The 24196-nt window shown below is 64.7% G+C and carries 1 protein-coding gene (running past one end of the window); it reads left to right on the top strand.

What is annotated here, in order from left to right; translation table 11 throughout:
- Positions 1-24196, top strand: the 3' portion of a protein-coding gene (locus LTT66_RS12985) for an alpha/beta fold hydrolase (RefSeq protein WP_233067175.1). The gene continues 14990 nt to the left of window position 1, outside the view; 24196 of the gene's 39186 nt are visible here — the last part of the coding sequence; the start codon falls outside the window, past its left edge; it ends in the stop codon at positions 24194-24196.

The raw sequence follows: 24196 nt of genomic DNA, 5'->3' as shown, positions 1-24196 counted from the left end.
CGGGCGGGAACTGATCAGGCAGGCCCAGGACGAGATCAGACGGCGAGTGGCCGAGGACGGAAGATACACCGATCGGTTCGTAGTGCCGCTGACCACCGAGCATAGGCGAGGGTTCGAGCACGTCGATATGCATGGCACGACGCGAAGCGGCCGCCACTCGAACGACGATCTGGCCATCGAGCGACTGATCATCACCGAGAGGTATTCAACCGGCGAATCGGGCAACGAGCCGTCGAGTGTGCCCGATGGCAGCCGCGACGAGGGCTTCGATCCGATACTCGAACTGATTCACGATGTGAACCCGTTTGGCAACGAGAACAACTGCGCCGAGTCCGCTATCGTCACCGACCTCAGGATCGACGGTCGCACCAACATGGTTGCGGCGCCGTCGAAAACGGGTCGGACGGGCTACCACGATGCCGTTGGCCGTTATCACCTGCCCTTCATCGAGGCCCACTATCAGACGACATTTCAGCCGGTCCGAGATTTGGCCGATATAGAAGACGAATTGACCGACGGCGACCATCTGGCTCGCGGCATCATCGTCTACTACGATCACTCTGAGCTGGACGAAAACCAGCAGCCCCGAGGACACGCGGTGAACGCGGTCAACGACCACGGCACCATCCGCTACCTCGACGGGCAGCACGGCGTCGACGTGACTGCCGACATGCGCGCACTCGGCGATCTACTGATGCCGCCCGCGCACCGGACCGGCGGCCAGCGACCGACGATCGACGCGTATTTCATACGAACCGACAGCCAGTACACCGGATTCCGGCGTGGCGCGCCCCATGTCAGCTCACCGGCCCCGAACAGGCCCATCGTCGGAAGAACCGGGTCCGCGTCGGAGGACCTCAGCGGCTCCGAAGGTCTGCCGCGAAGCCCGGTAGTCGCCGTCGACAACGTAATCGATGAACGCGCCGCGCTCGACCTCCCTCCGATCCGGCCACGCAGTCGACCATTCGGACACATGCGCGGAGTCCCCGGACTCGACCCCACACTGGCCTTCCATCACAATCCCGACAACGGCCGAGAATGGGGTGCGGAGGACGACGAGCCCGTGAATGGCGAGGCGCCCCGATCATCAACCGACGGCTCGTCGCCCAGAGAGGGCACAGCGGTCGAACTCTCGCCGAGTGCACGCCGTGTGCTGGACGCGGCAATGTCCGAGGTGGAGGAAGTAGCAGCCGAAGCGCTGCGTCCGGTCCGCGATCTCGGCGTAGATGTCACGAGCCTGTACCGGAAGGAAGCCGCCGCGATCGAGCGATCGATCGAAATCCTCCGAGCCCGGCAGGGAATTCGATTCGAAGCGGTGCTGCGGCGGCTCGTAGCCGACGAGGAGGCGGGCCGTACCTTCGCCGAGGTAGCGGCGATCGCGGGGGCGATGCCGGATATCCGTGCCCAGTACGAATCCCTGGCCGAACACATCGAAAGCTACCGCCGCTATGCGGATGGGGTGCGCACCGCCCTGGCGATACTGGCCGCCCGCGACGTGCTCGCCGCAGAGGGCGTCGAGCCGTACATCGATGAAAACGGACGCCGGGTCGAGGGCATCGGAGTGGGGCCGGGCAGGGTAGTCGTCGCGTCACCGATGCGCGGCCAGCAGGCTCTGCTGGATTTCCTCGTCGAGGGCGGCAGCGAATTGGTAGCGCAGGGGGTGCGGATCGACTATCGGCTGGTGCAGGTCGACGAGGACGGTCACGTAACAGTCGAGCCGGTCTCCGGCCGGCACGACGAGCCGGAACCGATTGCCCGCTTCTATCGAGACCGCGAGAACATCGTCTGGATCAACAACCTCACCGACGAACGTCCCTTTGCGGAGAAGTTGGCCGAGGCGATCGACTCAGGCGAGAGTTCCCGACAGACTTTGAAGGAAAACTCGGGCGACTCTTCCATGTCCGAGAGTGTGGTCCAGATCGCGTACGAAAATGGCTTCAAGGTGATCGTGAAGACGCTCCGATCCGTGGACCAGGCGGATGCCGAGGAACTCGGGGCGGTAATTCTCCAGGCCGTCGGGGCACGGCCCCCAAAGATGCTGCGGCTCAGCGAACGCGTGATCGCCATGGAATATGTCCCGGGCGTTGTCGCGCGGGAGATCTTGGGGGACGGTTATGACGCGTGGCAGCACTTCTACCCCACACCGGCCGCACAGCGTCAGGGGTTGGGCGACACACTGCTTCGTCCACCCGACCGCCACGAGGGCCGGAACTGGATACTCGAGCGCGGCGTTCATATCGTGCCGATCGACAACGCCCTCGACTTCACAGAGAATTGGCCGGGCGCCGGATTCACCGGAGACGAGTTCTGGGCGGGCGCCGGATTCCACGAACATTTCACTACTTTCGACGGCGTGTGGACGTGGGTGCGGCATCACCTGCCTGGTGCGGAGCTCGAGTCGATTCGGCAGCGAATCACGGCGACGAAAGCGGAATTCGAACGCTTGGGCCACCTGTCCTGGTATGAGGATGTATCGAGAATTTTCACCGAGATCGAACGGCAAGCGACCGAAAGTCCCGCACCGAGTGCTGAACACACCAATGTGGGGCTGATGCTGGAAGAGCTCCGCGACCAGCTGCTACTCGAGTACTTCGACGAATCGACTGAAGGACACTTAATCGCCCGTTCCAGGAAAGACTGGACGTGGCGTGACTGGCGTCGAGCGGTCGCATACCTGGAACAACGATTCGACGGCTACCACGATCCGCGCGCGAGCCGCGATATCGCCATTCTGAAGCGACTCACCCAACTGCACCTGCACGCACAGATGAACAAGGTGAATGCCGATCAGCTCGACGGTACGAGGCCAGAACTGACGGATGAGTATCTGGATGCTCTGACACAGCGCCTAGCCGACCTCGAGGAGGTCGCGCAATATCCCGCCGTCCACGGCGAATCCGATCAAGAATGGCTGGAGCGCTTCGACCGCGAAATCCATTCCGCCGTCGAAGCGCAGTCGGCCACCTCGCCGGGTCCCCCAGCCTCACCCGTTGCCGCCGCCCCAGGCGACGCCGGTGACCCGCAGGAGCGAGTAGCGCCGGAACAAGCCGCCGGTAGTGAGTCGCGACTCGACGCACAGCAGCCCGAGCAAGTGGCCCTCGGCCACCCCTCCGCATCAACGGAATCCGCCACCCTGGCACCTGATGATGCGGCCGAGAAACCACAGTCGACGGTTGCCCGGACCGCTGCCGTGATCGGGGGTGTTCCCAACCTCGTGAACCCCTTCGACGAACGCGGTGAACCCTGGAACCGCGGTGGTCCAGTTGCGAGACACAAACGAATAAGCAGCCTCGCGGAACTCCACGCAGACGGCGGTGGCTTCGCCCGTGGCGTCCAACCCGAACCACCGGATGATGACAGCCGACCGGGCGGCACCTCTCCAGAGATCTCCCCTACCGAGCCCACCGGCGAACGGCACCGATCCGACTCGACAACCCCACGAGCGGCCACCTCGCGTGAGGTAGCTATCGCCCGCGAGGAGTGGGCCCTCGGTCAATGGGACATCACGAGTCTGGTGCCAGAACGTTGGCTGAGCCCGCAGCAGCGGCCTATTGCCGTTCGGTTGATCTCCGCGCTGTTGGACGATGCGTTTCGGCACAGCCGTAGTGCGCGAGTGGCGATGTCGGTGCATCCCGCCACGTTGCACTGCACCGTCACCGCCGAGGGCCGTGTATTGCCGACGCCGCACCTGCCGGGACCGCAGGATTCCTGGGTCCCGCAGTTGGACCGATCGGCCACCTCATGGAGCTTCGCGTTACGTCGCGAGCCGGCGGGCAGCGAAGTCAGCTTCGTGCTCCCGTACAGTCACTACCCGCCCACCCGTACATCGGGCTGGCGGGACGTCGTCCACACCGATGCTCCCGGTGAGCGCGCGTCGCTGGATCTGACGACCGGCGTACGGATCAGCCGCGACCAGCGGCAGCTGGTCGCCGAGGTTCGCCATACCATCGCCCAGCTCGCGAATGCCGGGCGAAGTCAGACGTTGTTCCCGGAGTTGGGGTTCTCGGCACTGGTCGACAACGTCTTCCTGCACACCGATTCGGATGCGTTCGTGCGTGCGACGATGTCCGATCAGGGCGTCCTACGAGTCGAGGTCACCGACAACAGTTATGGACTGCCGACGCTGGACCAGGCACGGACGCCGAGCCGGGGCATTGTCATGGTCGACGACACCGCCGATGCATGGGGTGTCGAACTGCACCGACGGGGCAAGACGGTGTGGTTCGAGTACAACATCGACCGCTCTGCGGCGAATCCTGACTCCGACGCCTCGGCTGACCTCGTGGCAGCTGCGCTGGACGATTCCCGAGACTGGTTGGACGTGGACGTATTGCGCAGCGGTACGGCTGTCGAAATCGCCGCGTGGTCGCGTCGGACGTGGCAGGTCGAGATGGTCGGCTTCACCGAGCCGGAGGCGTCCCGGAATGTGGCTCGCGGTGTGCACCACATGCTCACCGGACATCGGCAGTTGGCCGTGCGAAATGGCGCCGTGATCGCGGTCGGCAAAGTCGGCGACGACAAAGACATCGACGTCGCGGCCACTCGTGACGATGGTGGACAGGTTTTCATCGAGTCGATAACCGTGGACCCACGACTGCTCGACGCACTGTCCGAGTCGGCCGGTGAACGCCTTTATGCCTCTGTTGTCGGCGCGATCGGTGGCGTCCTCGTCGAGGCCGGAGTCGGCGTCGTGCGGGAACGCGGATTCGACTACCTGTACTCGCATTACCTCGGGACTCGGCCCGAGCGCGGAGCCGATGACGACACCGGGTTCGAGAATTGGCTGCGCGGCCAGCTGGGCGAGTCCGTCCTCAGGCCACGGAGCCGAATTCGCCTCGGCCGACGTGCTTTGTCGAGCCGTTTCGATGTGCAGCAGGCCGCTCGGGCGGCGGTCGCCGATGTGGAGCTCAACGGGTGGGACAACGCTTCGGACGCGGCGCGGACACTGTACCGGCTGCTGTTCGCGCAGCTGCGCAGCGACCCGGAGTCGGTGGATCTCCTCGATACCCCTTTGCCGGAGATCGAGCGACACGCGCGCGTCCAGTGGGGTAGAGGATCCGAGAATGCGTCGGACCTCGCGGCGGCGTTCTCCGCTGAACGCGGCATCCCGGTGGTTGGGGCCGATATCCCGGGCTACGACGGCAAGAAAGTCCGCGCCTTCTTCCGAGGGCTCCACACGATGTGGGACATCTTCCCAGAGATCGAGATAGACGTGGTGGGTTTTCGGCCGATGGACCTGTCGATAAAAGCCACGCCGGATGAGAACGCCGACGCGTATACGAAAGAGATATGGTTCAACCAACATTACCTTCGCGACAAGCACCCGATAGATCATCAGAATAAGTTCAGATACGGTGCGTCCGATATTGCCCCCGAGGCAAAGTATCGCTTCGCATCGCTCATGGTCTCCGGGGCCGGTAGTGCTGTTCTGGACGATGTCTTTCCCGCATTGCTCACCCGATGGCTTCATGGCAGAGACAAAGGAAGCTCTCGCTATCAGGAGGACTTCGGGTCTTGGCTGGAATCCCAGTTCACCGAATTCAGCTTCCGCGCCGGTAATGGGTCGCCCGATCCGGCTCTGCACCTGGACGAGAGATCAGCGCTTGCGGAGTCGGTCGTCGAAGTCGTACAGGCGGAAGAGCCCACGGATGGGCAGCGAGTGCTCTATTCGCTGCTGATGAAACATCTGGCAAACAGCCATCCGTCGACCAACCCCACACCCTCGCAGCCATCGCCGGTATCCGACCAGAGCGATCACAAGCAACCCGAACCGCGACGGCCGGCCCGACCCGCAGCCCTTCCTGGGGCTATGGACGTTCCCGACCTCGAAAACCCTTTCGGCGACCACGGCAGAGCCTGGGATCACGGCGGTCCGGGACCGAGACGAGTGGACAAGCTCGCGCAATTCGATGCGGTTGGCGGTGGCTGGCCTCGCGCGGGCGAGCCCGAACCGAGGGGCACATCCGAAGATGAGTCGGAGGCTACATCCGCCCCGGTACTCGATGCGAACGACGAGGCAGCGCCGCAGGCGTCCGTGGCCGATGTCGAAGGTGCGCATGGGGCGCCGTCCCAGACGCCACTGGGGAAAGACCGGCCGCGTCGGGCGAGATACGAGACAGTGACGCTGGCGTCCACCGCCCTCGAAGAGTCCGATGATGATGACGATGCGGATTTGGACCTCATTCGGCCGACCGTGGACTCTCGCGGGTGGTTCCTCGGCGCTTACGAGGAGCCCTACCACACCACCGGTTCTGAGGGTGACCCGTTCTCGGCGCAGCAGCAGACCGATGCGACCTCGGAACCGAAGACCCCCACGGCCGAGGCCGCCGCAACCACAACCGTCCGTGAAGCCGGAAATCGCACGGAGTATGACGCCGTGCCAATGCCATCGCACATGTACATGTACACGCCGGAAATCGCCGCGACGCTCGACTACACGAATGTGTATACCGCCACGCGGGGTGGGATCCATGACGAAAACGCGCCCTATACCACCGGGCCGGAAGGTGATGTATTCTTCCTTACAGCCAATGGCGACCGCTCGATGCCGGCTCCCCCTGGAACGCATGCCCTGCTATACAGTACATTTCCCGATCCCAACATACGTGTATATTCATTCGGGCATTGGTTCATGGACGGTGGCCGGAGGGTGCGCATTATCTTCGGCAGTAAGATGCTGCCAAAGGCATCGGCCGACCTGAAGTACGTTGCCCAGGGTCTGTTCGAAATGGCCGAGCGCGGTGTACCGGTCGAATTCGACGACAGCATCCTTGGAGACCTGTGGCGAAAGCAAATCCCGGTTGGCGTGCCGACCGCCGGTCCGCTGATCGATCAGCGCGGCGAAAGCCCTCACCCGGCAGTTCCCGATGCTCGCACCATGTTCCCGGGGGCCACCGCTCAGTTCTGGATGTACGTCACGGCCGTTGTTCCGGCGGATGATTCGCTATCGATCGTATTTTCGATCAACCCGGTTCTCGGTAAGCCGGGCCGGATCACCTTGGTACTCACGCGCGAAAATGACGCAATCACAGCCAAATACACTGATATCGCCCTCGGCGAGGATGCCGATCGGGTAACCGCCGCGATTGAGGAATTCCACACCAGGGTTGTGGATCCGTGGCTGACCAGGTCGGGAGCCATTTTCAACGGCAGCGATGCGCCCGTGGACAGCGCGACCGATGATCCGGGAGCTCACCTGCAAGAACTGCGCATTCGCCTGGAATCGACACGGGCCGAACTGGCCGAGGTATTGGGCGTGCTCGCTGATCTGGTGCGAGCCGGGTGGGTGCGGCAGGCAGTGACCATCGCTCAACGGTGGATTCGAGGGCTGGACGAAGCAGGCTGGGCGGCTGTGGCGTCAGCCGAGGATATGGACCTTCTCGTCTACTGGGTCGCACTGCGGCTTCCCGTGCTTCGGGACATTGAAGCCGCGAACGCGGCGCAGGCCGATCCGGTGACACAGCAGCAGCTCACAGATCCAGGCGAGGAGCTGGATCGCAGATTGGCGAACCTACTAGGACTATCGGAACCTGGCCCCACAGCCCACACATCCGCCGACGATTCACTGATGGAGCTACGCGCGCTCGCCGATGCGACGAGCTACCCGCAGCTCCAGCGACTCGCCGATGCGATCGAGAACTTCCTGCTCGCCGACCGCGCCGTCGCTCGGCTCGAGAATGAGATGCGTGCCGGCAGCGAGCGCCGCCGCGGGCAAGCGGAAGCGACCGAAGCACCGGACGATCCGGACGCGGCCTCCACCGCACGGATGAGCCGAGCGCCCAGCGAAAGCACGCGCGAAAACCCAGACGAACCAGCGCTGTCCGAGACCGGTGTGGTCGACTCCGACTCGTCCTCGTCGCCGCAGGCTCCTTTTTACGGTTGGGACGATAATGGTGGCTACATCGCATTCGAGTTCGACGATATTTGGATCATCCCGGTGTCTTCGTCCGACGGGAAGATCTCTGGTGCAGGATTTCCTGGGGACGAGCAAAATGCCGATGAAATTCGAGCGTGGGGCCTGACGGACAACAGGCCCGGAAACCGGGAATTCATACCCGTCTGGCCGGTGTCGGATGTGGCAACAAGAACGCCGGACATAGCTCCGACATCGCAGTGGGCTGACGACCCGCAGCCCGAGAAAGCGCCGTACTTCGATGCCGAAACAAATTTCGAGCCGATCGTCTTGTTCGCGCACGCAGAAGAAGACGGCTATCTGATCACGATCGAAGATAGGGAGACTGGACAGCGTCGGGGAGTCCTCGTCGACGGGATCGTATTCGGCCGGATTGTGTGGTCGAGTGATTACTTCCAAACCGCTTTTGCCCAACATCCGGGAAGTCAGTTGCTGCTGGTCGGGTGCAACGCGGCGGCCGGAGACGCACACCGGTTGCTGTCGAACCATCTGCACGAACAAGGTTTCACAGGGGATGTCTGGGGCGGTCGAGACATGATGCTCACGACCGATGAGGGGCATGTATGTATTCGGATCGAAGTGGCCCCGGACGGCACCCTGGTTCCGCCATTCGACGTTATCCGCGCTCCCGGATCTCCGCACGAGGAAGCCCCGGCAGAGTCGCCGCCTCGGCAGGCGGCACAGAACGAAACGACCGCAGTCCACGGGCACGACGCGGCGAGGATCGCTCCCGACCGGGCTCTGGTTCAACAGACACGGGCACGTCGCGACTCCGTTGCTGAAGAACTGTCGATCAATCCGGCAGAGCTGCAACCGGGCTCCCTGCGCATCATTGAGCTGCAGGACGAACTGAACGAGTTGCGGACCAAGCTGGCACCGCTGGCCGGTGTGCCACGGTCGGAGCTGACCGACCAGCAGCGCGCCGACCGTCGGCGCGCCGGCGCACTCGATGACCTGATCGAGGCGACCACCACTTATCACGAACTCGACGCGCGAACAGCCCAGACGAATGCCGTCGAACCAGGCCAGGTGCGCGCACCAGTGGGACGGACGATCGTCGAGGGTCTCGGCTTGCCCGCCGAGGTGGCCACAGCCGAAATCATCGGCGAGGACCCCACCGCCGCACTGCTGCCGCAGGAACAGGTGCTGATTGATGCGATCCAGTCGGATCCGGAGGGGGTGCGCGAACGCGAGATCGTATACGGGCGCACGTGCGCCCATCGAGCATTGGATCGCCTGGGCGTACCGGTCGAACCGGTGCTGCGCGCGGGCGACAACGTACCCGGCGGAATGCCACTGTGGCAGCCCGGCATCGCGGGAAGTATCAGCCACACACTGGGTTTCACTCTCACCCAGAAAACCGGCTACTACGTGGCCGCGGTATCTCGACACCATCGATCGATCGGCATCGATGCCGCGCACAACGAGCCGATCTCCGATGTGCTGCGAAATCGCATCGCGCTGCCCGAGGAGCAAGCTTGGCTCAGTCGCATCGGTACACACCGCGGCGTTCACTGGGACCGAGTGCTGTTCTCCGCCAAGGAAAGCGTCTACAAGGCGTGGTACCCGCTGACCCACCGCGCGCTCGACTTCGAAGACGCACTGATCACGTTCGATCTCGAGGCAGGCACCTTCACCGCACGGCTGCTCGTCGAGGACCGATCCACCCTCGACGGCCAGCCACTGACCGAATTCCACGGTCGATTCCTGGTCGACGGCGGCGTAATCCTCACCGGAATCGCTGTTCCGCAACCACTGCGGGATGCCGCGCCGCCTGCAAGGAAGCCCACCGAGCCACAAGCGGTCAGCGAGCCCGCAGCCGGTGAAACGACACGGTCGGCGCAGGAGAGTAGCTCGGCCGCACCGGAGGTAGCTCTTTCAACCGATACGACCACGGAGACACCTGCGCAGCGTGGGACCACACACCCGACAGGCGAAACCGCAGCCGCCGAGCCGCCCGCCGACATGGCGTTCCATCAGCCCGGACACACCCATGGTCTCGATGACCGCGGCACACCCATGTCATCGCTCGAATACGCACGGCATGCCGCGGAAGAATCGGTCGGCGCGACGATCGAGGAGGTCGCGCCGCAGTGGCCAACCGTCGCCAGGGCAGCTGCAGTCGAGACCGTGCGCGCGGTGGTCGCCGACGCCGCTCGGCACGGGGCCATCCGGCAGAGGGTCGAGGCACCGCACGCCGACGTCCTGCGGCTGATCATCGAACACGAAGGTGCCGCCGACTTAGCTCCAGAACTTGTGCAGACATTGGACGTCGGCGCCACGAGCTGGCGGGCCGAGTGGTACGACACTGGCAGTCGCCGAGTGGTCTGCGATTTCCATCTCCGCGGCGACTCGCTGATGGCGCCCGAACCTCCGGATGCGTCGGCGAAACTGACAGATGATCCGGTCGTCGCTTCCCGGGTTGTGCGGGTAGGTCCGACGGACGAGGCCTCACCCCCGATCCGCGCGTTGGCCTTCGTCATGATCAGACCGGATATGCCGTTCTGGAACCACATCGGGCCCGCCGTGAATGATGCGGCGGCGCTGGCGGAGACGCTGGTGCGGGAAGTGAGCCAGGGCCGCCAGGCGGTGACGGCGACGGCGTCGATCACCCAGTCCGGCCGGTGGAGCCTGGAGGTCGTCGAGGACGGCTCCGAGACGCCGCGATCCGGGCGCATCGTCTATCGACCGAGCGAATACCGTCCGTTGGGCAACAGCGCCACGGGCGCCTTGGATCGTGCCACCGCAGCTCTGAGTGACCGGGTTCGTTCCTCGATACCCGAAGCCGCGCCCGGGTCAGCCCGTCCTGATGCCGCTGATGGTGTGAGCGATGCCGGCTCGCTCCGCGTGGTCACTTGGAATTTCGCGGGCGCTCGCCGTTCGCGGTCGGATGAGGCGTTCGACTACATCCCTGATCCGTCGTACTTCGTCCGGGAGTTGCCCGAGATCGGCGCCCAGATCGTCTTCTTGCAGGAGTCCGAGGTCGGCCCGGACGGTTCGAACGCGCGGCAACTGGCAGACGCGCTCGGCTACCGGAACGTCTACGAGACCGTGATGTGCCCGTCGCACATGGATACGACCAAGGCCATCAGCCTCGCCGTGCTCACCGATCTGCCGATCGAGGCCGGTCTCGACGTCCTGCTGCCGGCAACTGGGCTCGAACTCACGCTCGGGAACCATGTCCTGGAGCAGGACGAGCAGTTCGACCGGTACGCACAAGCCGTCAGGATCGCCGGTATCTGGTATGTGAATGTGCACCCGACGCCGCTGGGTTTCTTCGGCCGCAGCTACGAGGAGCACGAAGATGTCGATGGCGCGGCGCATGCCAGGGCGATCGAGCAGTTGCTGCGCTCTCTGGTGGATGGCCTGCGCTCCGCGGCGGATGGTCCGGTCGTGTTGCTCGGCGACTTCAACACCGATAACCCACGCTCCGTATACCGGGCGCTCATCGGCGAGTTGGGTCTGGCCGTCGCGCTCGATCCGGCCACCGTGACCGTGCCTTGGGGCAGCGCGCCGGACCAGGTGATGGCGACCGCCGAACTACAGACGACGCACAGCGGCATCGTGCTCACCGAAACCGATCACTACCCAGTGGTGGTCGACCTTTCGCTCGCCAACGCCGATTCGCCCCCCTCGCCGAGTGCGGTGCGCGAAACGCCCGCGGAGTCCGCCGGATCGGCGCTGGACATCCCCGAGCGGAAAGCCTGGGACATCGGCACGGTGCAGCCACCGCGTGGGCAAAGATTCGATCCCGGCCTTGTCCACGCAGTGGGCCCACATCCGGAGGGATGGGCGGTCGGTGGACGCGGATCCCGACCCACTTCGGGTGAAAGCGCCGAGACCGCCAGTCCCGGGACACACGAGTCGGCGTCTCGCTCGACCGGCAGCGCCGGGCAGACCGGCGACGACTCGGTTGATCGAATCCCGGCGTCTGAAAGCGGCGCCATAAATCCTGCGCCTGAATCCAACGCGCACACGACGCCGTCCCATCAGCTCCAGGAACTCATCGCGCAGGATGTCGCTAACGGCCACGCCGAGCAGGCCACCCGCCGCGTTCAGGAAGTTTTCGGCGACCGCGTCGTTCAGCTGGCCGGCAGTGCACTCGGGAGCCGACATGCGCCTGAGATTCTCGAAGAGGTTGCCGGCAATGTGGTCGCCCATCTCGGCCAGATCGGTGATCGGAGTCTCGAGGAATGGGTCGCCCTCGTTGCCCGTAACGTCATCGCTGAGCATCGCCGGATCGCCGAAATGTGGTGGAGTGTCCAGCTCTTTCTGGTGCGCGGCGCGAGTCTCTCTGAGTCCGACCCGTTGATCGCGGCGTGGAACGAGGCGACCACAGCGGACATGCGACGGGAATTGGGTGCCCTCCCCGCATATCACCGAGCCCCGCTGCGCCGGTTCCAGACCGCTCAGCGGACAACGACGGCCACACAGCTGCGTCCGCCCGGTGATCCCGCGAACGAGTCTCCGGTCCTGTGGGACGCGGCTCGCGCATTGGGTATCGCCATCGCCGCAGGACAGGGTGTGCGCGCGACATTGCCGGTCGAGCCGACGCCTCGTCGGGCCCTGACCGATCGGGAACTCGAGGTGAATCGACTGCAGGCGGCGGGCCGGACAGTCGCCGAGATCGCGGAGAGTTTGCATATCGCCGCCTCGACTGTGCGGGTTCTGCAGTCACGAATCCGGACCAAACTCCATCCCCGGCCCCGGCCGGACTCGCCGACGGTCACGTCCCCGGAGTCGCGTGAGGCCGAGGCAACCGACACGAGCACTTCAGCCCCGGAGATTCGGATGCTGCCCGGCCGGGGTGGCCTCGCCGGCCCGGAGATCACCGTGCTCACCCTGCTTTATCAAGGCCTGTCGCTCAGCGAGATCGCGACCGCACTCGGCATGGAACCACGGAAGGTCACCTACCACCGAATAGCAGCCGCCACGAAACTTGGTGTGACCAAGTCGATTCCGGCGGTGGTAGAGGCACGCCGTCGCGGACTGCTCAGCAGCGTCGTCACCGCCTCCGCGTCACCGGATACCTTCGGTCTGAGCGCCAAGGACATGGAAATGCTCCGCCTGACAGCGGAGGGATTGACGGATGAGCAGCTCGCCGAAAGGCAGGAGGTGACGGTACGCGGCATCAGCGAGCGCCGGATAAGCCTCGGCAAGAAGCTGGGAGTCCGCGAGAAGATCCCGATCGTCATGAAAGCACTGCGCCTCGGACTACTCGACGGTGATGACCACCCGGTGGCGGCCCCGAAGCGGGAAACGCCGCCACAGCACGTCGAATCACCCGAGGCAGCAAGGGGCGACGACGCAATCTCAGCACCCGTCGAAACAACGACCGACGGGGCTTTGATCCGACACGTACTGCCCGACGACGTCCATGCGGTGGAAACGTTCGGCAACGAGCGCAGCTCCGTGTTGAGCGTATGGCTGAACGCCCAGCAGGCACTCCAGGCGCTCGGCTACGGCGACGAGCCGATTCGGACGGGAGACGATGGTTCACCGCTCTGGCCGGGAGATCTCACCGGTGCCACCGCACGCACGCAGCACTATGCCGCCGTGGCGCTCGGCCCGGTGGGGACGTACCGAGCGATCAGCCTGGACGCAAAGGACCACGCGGCGGCTCGACTCCACCGGGATTCGGTCGTGGTCTCGGCCAAGGACAACGTCATCGACCTGTACCACCGGCTGACCGGGCAGCAACTCAGGCACAACCAGGTGGAAATCGCCGTCCATCCCGATGCCGCTGACGCCCGGGCTGGCACGTTCGAAGCGCGGGTGACAGCCGACGCGACGTCCGACCCGTCACTGACCATCCTCTCGGGCCGCTTCCACCTCCAGCACGGCACCTTGGTCACCGCGATCACGCTGCGAAACGACGAAGGCGTCGAGGGCAGCGATCCGGAGGGCGCGGTAGGCCCGAACGCGTTACCAGCGCTGGACCTCGTATCGGTGACGAGCTCGCAACTGATCGAGCTGCTGGATAGCGGGCAGATCACCAGCGTGCAACTGACCCAACTGTGTCTCCGACGTATAAAAGCGCTTTCGAAACTGAATGCGGTGATCGGCATCAACCCCCGGGCACTCGAGGAGGCTGCCCGCGCAGACGAACTCCGGCGAACCGGCGCCGCGCACGGCCCACTGTTGGGGGTACCGGTCCTGATCAAGGGCAGCATCGATATCGCGGGCATGCCGACCACCGCGGGCTCGGTGGCTCTGGCGAACTCGTACCCCGCCACGGATGCCGCGCTGGTGGCGCAATTGCGTGAAGCGGGCGCGGTGATTCTCGGCCACTCCAATCTCACCGAACTCGGAAGTTCGCTGAGCAGCACGTTGCCTTATGGCTACAGCTCCTACGGCGGCCAGACCCTCAATCCGATCGACGTCTCTCTGGTTCCGGGGGGCTCCAGTTCAGGATCTGCCGTCGGTGTCGCGGCCGGGCTTGTGCCGCTCGCCATCGGCTCCCAAGCATCCGGCTCGATTACGACTCCGTCCAACTGGAACTCGATAGTCGGGCTCAAACCCACTGTCGGTGCTGTGCCCCGCGTGGGTGGCGTGCCCATGTCCACCACCCGGGACTCCCCGGGAGCGCACAGTCCGGACGTCACCGGCGCCGCGGTATTGCTGACGGCGCTCGTCGGCGTCGATCCACGAGACCCTGCCACCGCGCACAATCCCCTGGCGGGCCACGACTTCACCGCGGATCTGAATCCGGAGGCACTCCGCGGTGCGCGCATCGGCGTCCTGACGGTAGGGGTTGAACCAGAGGGCACTCCGAAGCGGCGGTTGTGGGATGCGGCGTTGAGCACGCTGAAGGCCCGGGGCGCCACCTTGATCACCGTCGATCTGGACACCTCACACAGCTTTCAAGACCACAATCCGGCCTGTTCGAGCGTGTTCTCCTACGAAATGAAGCGAGACCTGAACACATATCTTTCACAGCTGCCCGCTGACGCCCCTATGAAAGATTTGGCCGACATCATCGCCTACAACAACGCCCACGCCGAAACCGCCTTGAAATACGGCCAAGACCTCCTCATCGCCGCGCAGGCGAAGGACCTCGGCGCGGACAGCGCCGACACGGCGAAATACCAGGCAGACCTTCAATTGGACCTCGCCGAGAGCAAAATCCGGATCGACGCGGCGATGGCCGAGCACGAACTCACCGCATTGGTATCCGTCTACGAGTACGGAACGATAATGGGCGACAAGGCCGGTTATCCGTGCATCATCGTCCCAGCGGCCCGCACGCCGGCCACTCCCGACCATCCAGCCGGAGAACATGTCAATGTGACCTTCCGGGCCGCGGCATGGAGCGAACCCACGCTGATCGGGTACGCCTACGCATTCGAGCAAGCCCACGCGGTGCAACGGCCGCGGCCTCAGTTCGCGGATCAGCTGTACCGCCAGGCGACGGTCGAGAATAAGGAAACGACGGTGGCCACCGAAGGTGTCACCGATTCCGATGACCGGCAACGATCCACAACGGTTGACGGCGAAGCGGATGCAGGGCGGGTACCCGCGGCGGCCGATGGTACCGCCACCCCGATTCGCAGACCTGCCGTTGCCCGGCGCGTCGGCCTGATCGGCGGCGTCCCCGACCTCATCGATCCCTTCGACGACCGGGGCAAGCCATGGGACCGTGGCGGCCCGGTCTCCAAGCACAAGCGAATGAATGGGCTGGTGGAACCCCACGCGGACGGCGGTGGATTCGCCCGCGGTGGGACGCAGGACGATCCGACAACGACCGAACCCGCTACCCCACCCGAAACCGCGGAACGTCCCGGATGGCGACCATTGCGCATGCGGGACGAGGTCGAACTGGGGCGCCGGCTGTACCAGCGGCCGGAGACCAGGGAGGTGACTGTCGCGGTGCTGGACCGGCTACGGAAGCTGTTGAGCGCCCTGCATCCCGAGGCCACGCCGGAGGAAATCGACGCCGCTTTCTACGCACCGGAGAACGAGCGGTGGGGCGGCATGGTCGAGCGTTCGGTGTCCTTGGCGGAACTTCGCCGCGACGGCAATCCCCGTGAGTTGATGTCGGCCGTGCTCAACGCGATGATCCGGAACGCGCAGCTGGGCGATGCCGCCGCTGGCACGACGTTGGACGAGGGTCTGGCGAAACTGCTGAATCGGCCGGATTGGGCGGAGAAGGCAGGCGAACTGGGACTGGACGTCGCCGCGCTGCGCGACGTCCGAGCATCGATCCTGCGAAACGGTCCGACGGTCACGGCGGCCGAGTTGCGCGACGTGAACCATGCCGTGCTCGACAGCGCCGCGGCACGCGAGGCGTTCGCGGAATACGAGGGCCGGGTCGAGGCGAGCAAGAACCGTACGCCCGACATGATGCTGCGCAGGCACCTGACGGTGCAGGACTGGGCGCTGCTCGGCATGCCCCTGTCACAACGCGAACTCGAGGCGATCCCCGGCGAACTGCATGCCTTGCGCATCGATCGGCTCGACCTCGACGCGAGTCTTCCGCGTCGCCGAGGCCGGGTCGATGTGGTGAAGCTGGAAACTACTTTGCGGGCCGAGGACGACACGGTCAGTCACGTACTCCCGCTCTACCGCTACGACGAGAACGGTCGCCGCGTCCGCGATGACGCCGGGGACGCAGTAGTCGAAGCTGTGCTCGTCTACCGCGACGAAGGAGTGGTGGACGCGGCGACAGCACTGGCGCTGGACACCGATCGCTATGCCGTTCCGCTGACCTGGCGCCCCGGCGTGGCACTTGTCGAATTCGAACCCGGCAGCCCCTGGTTCCGCGAAGTCGCTGTCGAGCGAGGCTTCCCGTTGGCGGCCGGCATTTCGGGCAGTGCGGCCCGTTTGATGTCGCGCTTCACCTGGCTGGGGCTGCCGAAAGAGTGGGAGGGAGCGTTCCGTGGCGCTGTGGCAGCGTTCATGATCCCGCACCACCACACGTTGTACGAAACCGAGTTGGGCATGCGGATGGTCGGCCAGGGAATGGTGGACGAGTCCGTTTTCCCTACTCGCGACGGCGATCCAGAGGATCTCTTCCGAGCCGCACGCGAGTTACCGCGAACTTCCACGCCCATGTCACCGGACGACGCCACAGACCAGACGCCCAACGACGAGCGAGGCCCCAGACCGGACGACGTTCTCGCTTTGCGAGGTGAGGTCCCCGGTTTCGGAGCGGAAGCCGGTTCCGGTCTCGATGTACCCGAGCGAAAGAAATGGGATAACGAGGGCGCCGTACCGCCGCCGCGCGGGCAGCGGTTCGACTTCGGCAAGCTGCACGCGGTAGATCCGAACGTGGGGCTGGATGGGCATGCGTTCAGGAGGCCCGGTCGGGAACACATCGATTCGGCAGTTCACGAGACCGAATCCGGCACCGTCGGCAGCGCCGGACAGTCAGGTGCTCACGCGGCTACAAGCGGCGGCATTCGTCTTAGTCCCGCCGGCTTGATAGTGCCCGCCGACCCCACCCGCAGCTTGATCGTGCCCGACGTGCACGTGTTGCCCGCCGATCCATCGCTGGAAGAACTCATGGAGCGGTTGCGTCCGTGGAAGGAGATCTTCTGGTACTTCTGGGAATTCCCGCTGCCTCGCGAGGGTGAGCTGTCCGGCCGGAAGTGGATCGAAAGCGCCGAGCGAAAAGCTTGGATGCGGCGGCGGGCGATTCGACGGACTCCGCTGTACGCGGGGGTCGACGCAGCCGTACGGTTGACACTCGGAGCCGAGAGACTGCTGAACGCGCCCCATGCGACTTCCGGACCGGCGACGCTCCAGCAACGACGGGTCATTCCGGGCCGTGGGGAAACCGATGCCGAGAAGAAGCGGACCATGCGGGTTGACGCGCAGGAACGCGAGTCGAATCGCGCCGATGTGAAGGAGATGACGGCTTTTGAGAAGTTCTGGCGGGGAGTGTCCGGGGATGAACTGCCCCAGACCAAGCAGATTCGCCAGGGAGACATGGCCTACGTCGGGGGACGCCTGCTACGCGCGGAGGGGCACAACCTCATGGTGGCGGGACGTTATGCCGAAGGCTACAACCTCATGGTGGCGGGCCGCGATCCCGTCCTCACTCCGGAAGAGTACGCACTGTGGTTGATGTTCAGCCACGACGCACTGTGGACTGTGCACTATCCCGGTTGCCGAGAGCTGGACCCGCAATCCCCCGACTTCCTGCTCACGCGCTATCTGACGGTTGCCATATTCGACAAGATCGCCTCCAAGCCGCTCGAGGTGCAGTATTTGAACGAGGTCGTCCGTCCGTACTTGCGCCGTCAGGGTGTAGCAGCCGGCCGCGTCTTGCTCCACGAACTCTCCCATCACGCGATGAATTCATGCCGGTCCACAGTCGAGCAACTCGGCATGTGGGCACTCATAGGCATGGGCCGGAAGGTCGGAGCCGAGGTCGAGGAGCACCTGGAGAACTGTGCGGCCTGCCGGAACTCCGCTGCGGCTCTCCCTGGGGTGGACAGCAGCCTGAGCGGGCGCAAGCTGATCGTTCCGCCCGGCCCCGCCGCGCACCACCTTGCTTCCAAGCACTCGACCGCGCCCGGAATTCGCGATCGCAAGCCGGAAGCATCAGCCGCGGAACGAGGTTCAGCGGTCGACCCCAGCCCGGAGGCCACCCAACGGATCGGCACCCTACAGGCGCGGATGGCCGAAATGAACGGGATCACCGTGCAACGCCATCGAGAGGGCAAGGCGGTCAGCGCGGATCGGCTGAATCGGGCGTACAACAAGATCGAGGCCGAACTCGCGCGTCTCAGCACTACCGGCACAGTGATCGACGACGTGCCGGTGGTCGCCGGCCCGGACCACCAACTGGCGATGGACTCGGTCTTCCATCCGCAACACGCCTACCAACGGGCCTACCGTGACGCCATGAACAGGCTGCTCGGCTATCCTCTCGTCCGCGCGACCTTGGCACCAGCCGAAGCACAAGACCTGCTGGCCGAGATTCGACGGTCGATCGACCGCGTCGCCGAGCTTGCCGCTGACGCAGGCCGCGCGGAAGAAGTAGGGGAAATCGAACTCCTCGTAACCATTTTCGAATGGACCGAGCAAGCCGACTCAGGCGGTCGACTGATCCTCCCCGAGAGCGAACAGGCAGAGAAGCGGAGTGTCGCCGCTCCCGAAAGAACGGCGGCACAACTGCTCGATCCCGCCGACAGTGACACAGGCACGGCCACCGAGATCGCTCCGGCGAACTCGATGCGAGCTATTCACGTTCGGCCGGAACACGACTCGATCGAGGCGCGGCGCGAGCGGACCCGTCATAGCGGCCACCGAGCCGCACTGCCGGATGAGACAGTACGAGCTGTCCCCGAACCCGATGAAACCGCCGACTTGGGCCGTGTTTCGAATCTCTACGCCGCCCGGATGCCGGACGGCCGGACTGTTCATTTCCGCCAATTGGGCCATCCATACGGTTACCCGGTCCTACTCTCGCCCGGCACACCGGTCGGAATCGATGGCCCGCTGCCGGATCATCACCAGCTGTACGACCGCGGATTCACGCTAATCGTCGTGGAACGACCCGGTTACGGCGACTCGGATCCGCTGCCCGGGCGCACCGTGGCCGATTGCGCCCGCGACATCATTCACATCGCGACCGAACTATTCGCGTTCGAACGCTATTCCGTGCTCGGACGATCCGGCGGTGGATCGGTGGCCATCGCGGTCGGCGCGCTCGACCCCGACCATGTCGACCGCGTCGTCTCGCTCGTGGGCACCGCTCCGCGGCTCGACGACATGGGTGAGTGGATGGCTGGCATGGCCGAGGCGAACCAACGGATCTATGCCAGGCCCGACACCGAAGCCATGACCGCGGCGCTCACCGAGATGGCCGAGAACATCGCGCGGGACGGGGAGTGGTTGCTCCGCTACAACCAGGATGCCTTCACCACGATGGACCACATGTGGGTGGGCACACACCGCGATGAACTCGCACGCGGTTATCAACGCGCGTTGCGCAACTACCTGCAAGCATGGGCCGACGACGCCATTCAGTTGACCACACACTGGGGAATCCGGTTCGACCAGTACCGCGTTCCGGTAGACATCGTGCACGGCGCCGCGGATCAATTCTCACCTGTCGACCACAGCCGTGATAACGCCAGGCTGATCCCGACATCGAAGCTGTATCTCTTCCGCGGCGTCTCCCACATGATGGGCATGGACGCGCTGCCCGTCATCGCGAGCCACTTCCGTGCCGAACGAGACGCGTGGGCGAGTAAGGCCTTTCGGCGCGACGAACAGCGGATACAAGCGATCCGGCGCGCCGAATCCGCCCCACTGCCGTTTCCGAAGTGGATGTACTGGACGCGCGGCCGATGGGACTCGGTACCGGACTACGAGCTGGATCTTCCGCCGCAGCGTGCCCGTGGTCTGGATGGGCTGGGATTCGATCCGCCGGCCCCGGTTCCGAATCCATTCAGCGGAGTGGCGCGCGGAGTGCCCCACGGTGCGGTCGCGCATGCCGCCGACCCGAACCTTCGAGAGCAAGGCGCATTCGCGGTGAGCCCTCACGCCCCGGCACCATCGGTCGCAGCGCAGTCCAGGGATGAGGTATTGCCTCTCGAAGATGCGAATACCACCTCTAGGACCGGGAACCTTCCCGAGCCCCTGGTCGATCAGCGAGACGTGGCATACGACCCGAGGACCGCCCGGCATGCGCAAGCGCTCGGTCCCGGCACACATGCGCCATTCGATCCGGCCGCGGTGCTGGATCTTCCGTCGCACCGTGCCCGTGGTCTGGATGGGCTCGGTTTCGGTCCGTCACCGGCAGTGGCGGATCCCTTCGGCGGCGTACCGCGCGGTCTGCCCGACGGCGTGGTGGCGCATGCCGCGAATCCGAATGACCCGAATGGCGGCGCGTTCGGCGGTGGACCGAGCGAGGCCGAGCGAATCGCCAGCGCTGCGCTGTCGACCTTCCGCGTCGAGGCCACATTCGGCACCCTCCAGGATTGGGCCGCACGCCTCTCCGACAACAACCTCCAGCACCTGCAGATCAGTTTCACCCGCGCGGTCACCGAACAGATAGCGGCCATCCATCGCGGCAAACCGCGGTCGGTGACAGACGATGTGACCAATCCGGCGCGTCTGTTGGGCGCGATCGTGACAGAAGCGACTCGCCGGTTCGGCGACAGCGTTCCTTCCAGCGCGCCGACCACCTACCGCGAGTTGTTTGCCATCGGGCACTGGCTGCGGGCCAACCGTCGCACCGTCGCCGACCTGCACGCCGCCATGACGGCCGTGCTCGACGCCGCGTTCGCTGTGACCCGTACGTCTACTGAGGACCGTTGGTCGGTGGGTGCTGCGCACCATACGGTCCCTGCACATATCGCGGAAATCGCACGCTATATCGAAGAAGCCGGCCAGCACAGCATGTGGCCCGAGGAGGGCTCATTCCCGCCGGATGCTGCCCTCACGACGGAGCATATGCCGCTGGCGGAGTCGTTCCGCTGGAGCGGGGTGCGCGCCAACGCGACGGCTCACATGGTCACGCAGTGGGCAATAGTCCTGGAGACGCTGCTACGGCAGCGATCCAGTGAGATCTTCTCACGGAGGTACGCCGAGATCTTCCAGTCTCTGCCCATTCACGCCGCGGCGCTCGATCGGGCGCGAACCGGCTCGGACCGGCTGTTCGCCGCGACGGTCGCCACTGCACTGCCGGATCTGCTCGATGCGGCGTTCTACCTGCTCCCCACCAGCAATTCCGCGTTGGGCCTGGACTATCTGAGTCAGGTCGACGGCCTGCTGGCCGAGGCCACCACACGCTTCACAGACAGCTCTGCCATCTACGCGCTCCAAGACGTCGCCGACAAAATACACAGACTGCACGAAGACATCATGGTCGCGGACTCCCGCCGATCGCCCGAAGTTCGATCGCGACGCATACATGAAATCCTGTCGGACTATTTCAGCATCGGCTCGGACTCCGCCATCATCGATTCGTTTTCCTGGGGAGTACGGGCGCTGTGGGGGCTGGGTAGTCAGCAGCCAGGGATCGACTACGCCCCTCTGCGAAACCGTCTGGATGCCGACCTTCCGCGGGACTGGAATACCACCGATGACGAGCGAGCTCTTGTCGCAACCGCGATGGACTTGCTGCGAAACGAACGGGGATCCGAGGCCGACATTCGGTCATTGCTGAGCCGAAGCGATTTGTTCGAGGACACCTTCGACAGTGTCGGAGCGAACATGCGATGGTGGGACCGGCTCGGAAGATGGACCAGCGGGATTGTAACGATCGGCAGTCTGCTGGCGGGGGCCACGGACTTCTCGGTGTCGCAGATGCAGTTGGCGGTGCTGAAACAGTATCCCCACATCATCGGGGCTGCCCCCGGCATCGGATACCGGGCGCGGGATCTAGCGAATCGGCTATCACTCGCTCGTGACCTCGAATCCCCCCGCGTGGCGCCCGAGCGCTGGAATGCACTCGACGCGCTGCGCGACCACCTGGCAGAACTCAGACGCGGTGCCCGCAGACTCGCCATCCCCGGATCCAGCCCGCCACCGGTGCTGCTGGTCTCCTACGATCCCGTCGCGGAAGGCGGCACGGGCCGAGCTGTCGTCTCGATCGGCGAAGCCGACAGCGCATCGTTCATGGCATTCAACGTCATCGGAGCCGACACACCTGTTGCCGACCTATCGCACTGGTCGAGGCACGCTTGCCAGCAGTACGTGAAAGCGCAGGAGCATGCGCCCCGCGGCGACCGCGTGGCGATCATGTTCACTGTCGGCTTACCGCGTGAGATCGACGCACCTTCGCACACCGCTGAGCCGGACACCACGGCGATGGACAGCGTCGTCGAAACCCGAGACACAGCCGGGGACCTCGTGGCGCGGGAACTCATCGCCTACGACGCGACCCGCGAATTGGCCCTCGACGGCAGCGACGAAATGTGGGATCGAATGGTTCGTGTGTCGACCGTGATCGGGCACGGCGACGGTATCGGTGTGCTGCGCTCGGCCGCCGATACTCTGCAGCTGAGTCGAGCTGTGGACCAGATCGTCCTTGTTCCCGGCTCGGCCGGCGACCGACTGCCCACCGCCAGTCAGCTCGATACCGGCACCGAACATGTGTACACGCTCAACCCCCACCGCGACCGGAACGGCGATCCGGAAACCATCGGACTGATCGTGGTCGGACGCGGATCCGATCTCGAATCCGCACCACACGCCTCCAGCCGATCAGCCGCTCCGCTGATCGAGACCCCCACCACCGTCCGCGATCTGTCTCAGCTGCTCCCAGCGCACGAATACCGGCCGCTCGAGGGCGTCCGGGGACGGATCATGACTCGCGACGAGGGTCTGACCGTGTACCGAGCAGCACAACCACTGCTCCATGATTCGCTGTCCGGAACCTACAACACGACAGTCATTCTCGAAGACCTCGGTTTGGTCCTGCGCATCGGTATACCCGATACCGGCAGCTACGATCCCCGTTTCGGACCCGAGCACAAAACCCTCCCCGTCATCTCTCGATACGTCCGGAACGCACCTCAACTGCTGAACGTCATCACCGGCCGCATGCCGGACGGGCGCGTCATCGACGAATCGGCGCCAATTCTCATCGAAAGGCTCGCGCGGGGAGACAATCTCGCCGAGACCTTTCGGCGGGCCGACCGGAGAACGATCCGGTCCCATCAGAGCCTGATAGTGCGGACCTTCGCGAACATCCACGAGCAGCTGCGTGCGATGCCGGAGGACCATCCACTGCTGCATCAGCTGACGCCACCGGGCGTGGCCAGCGGTGACACCGGCGGGTGGTACCTGAACCATATCGATTGGTACACGATAAATTTCTACCGGCAGCACTATGACCGCTTCGGTCACCTGTTCGACGAGTTCGGCCTGCTCCGCGGAAATCCTCTCGAACCGCTGATCGATGATGCTGGCTCGATGCGGGAATCCCGCCACCACATCCTGCATGCCGACCCGAACGAGGGAAACTTCCTCATCAGCAACGAACTACGCGTAACACTGCTCGACTGGGAACTCGCCGTCACCGGTCCGAGCGCCTACGACTGGGCCCGTTTGGGCCATCTCATTCCCGGGATCGAGGTGCCTCGCGAACTAGGTGGCCCCGACATGGTCAAATTCGCCCGGCTCGAGAAGTTCAAACGGGTCATGAACGACACCGTCAAGCTGGCGCCATTGGCCGCCGCCGGACTACTCACGCCTGGAGAGATCGAATTCATCCACACCGAATTCAGCGAGGCCGTGATTCAGGTACGTCAGCTGTCCGGTCACACCCACCTACTGCCGCCACGCGCGGAACTCGAGATTCTCCGCTCATGGCGACTGTGA

The organism is Nocardia gipuzkoensis (genome assembly GCF_021183645.1).
GTDB lineage: Bacteria > Actinomycetota > Actinomycetes > Mycobacteriales > Mycobacteriaceae > Nocardia > Nocardia abscessus.
Note: the sequence above shows the minus strand (reverse complement) of the source record. Positions and strands in the feature narration are given on the sequence as shown.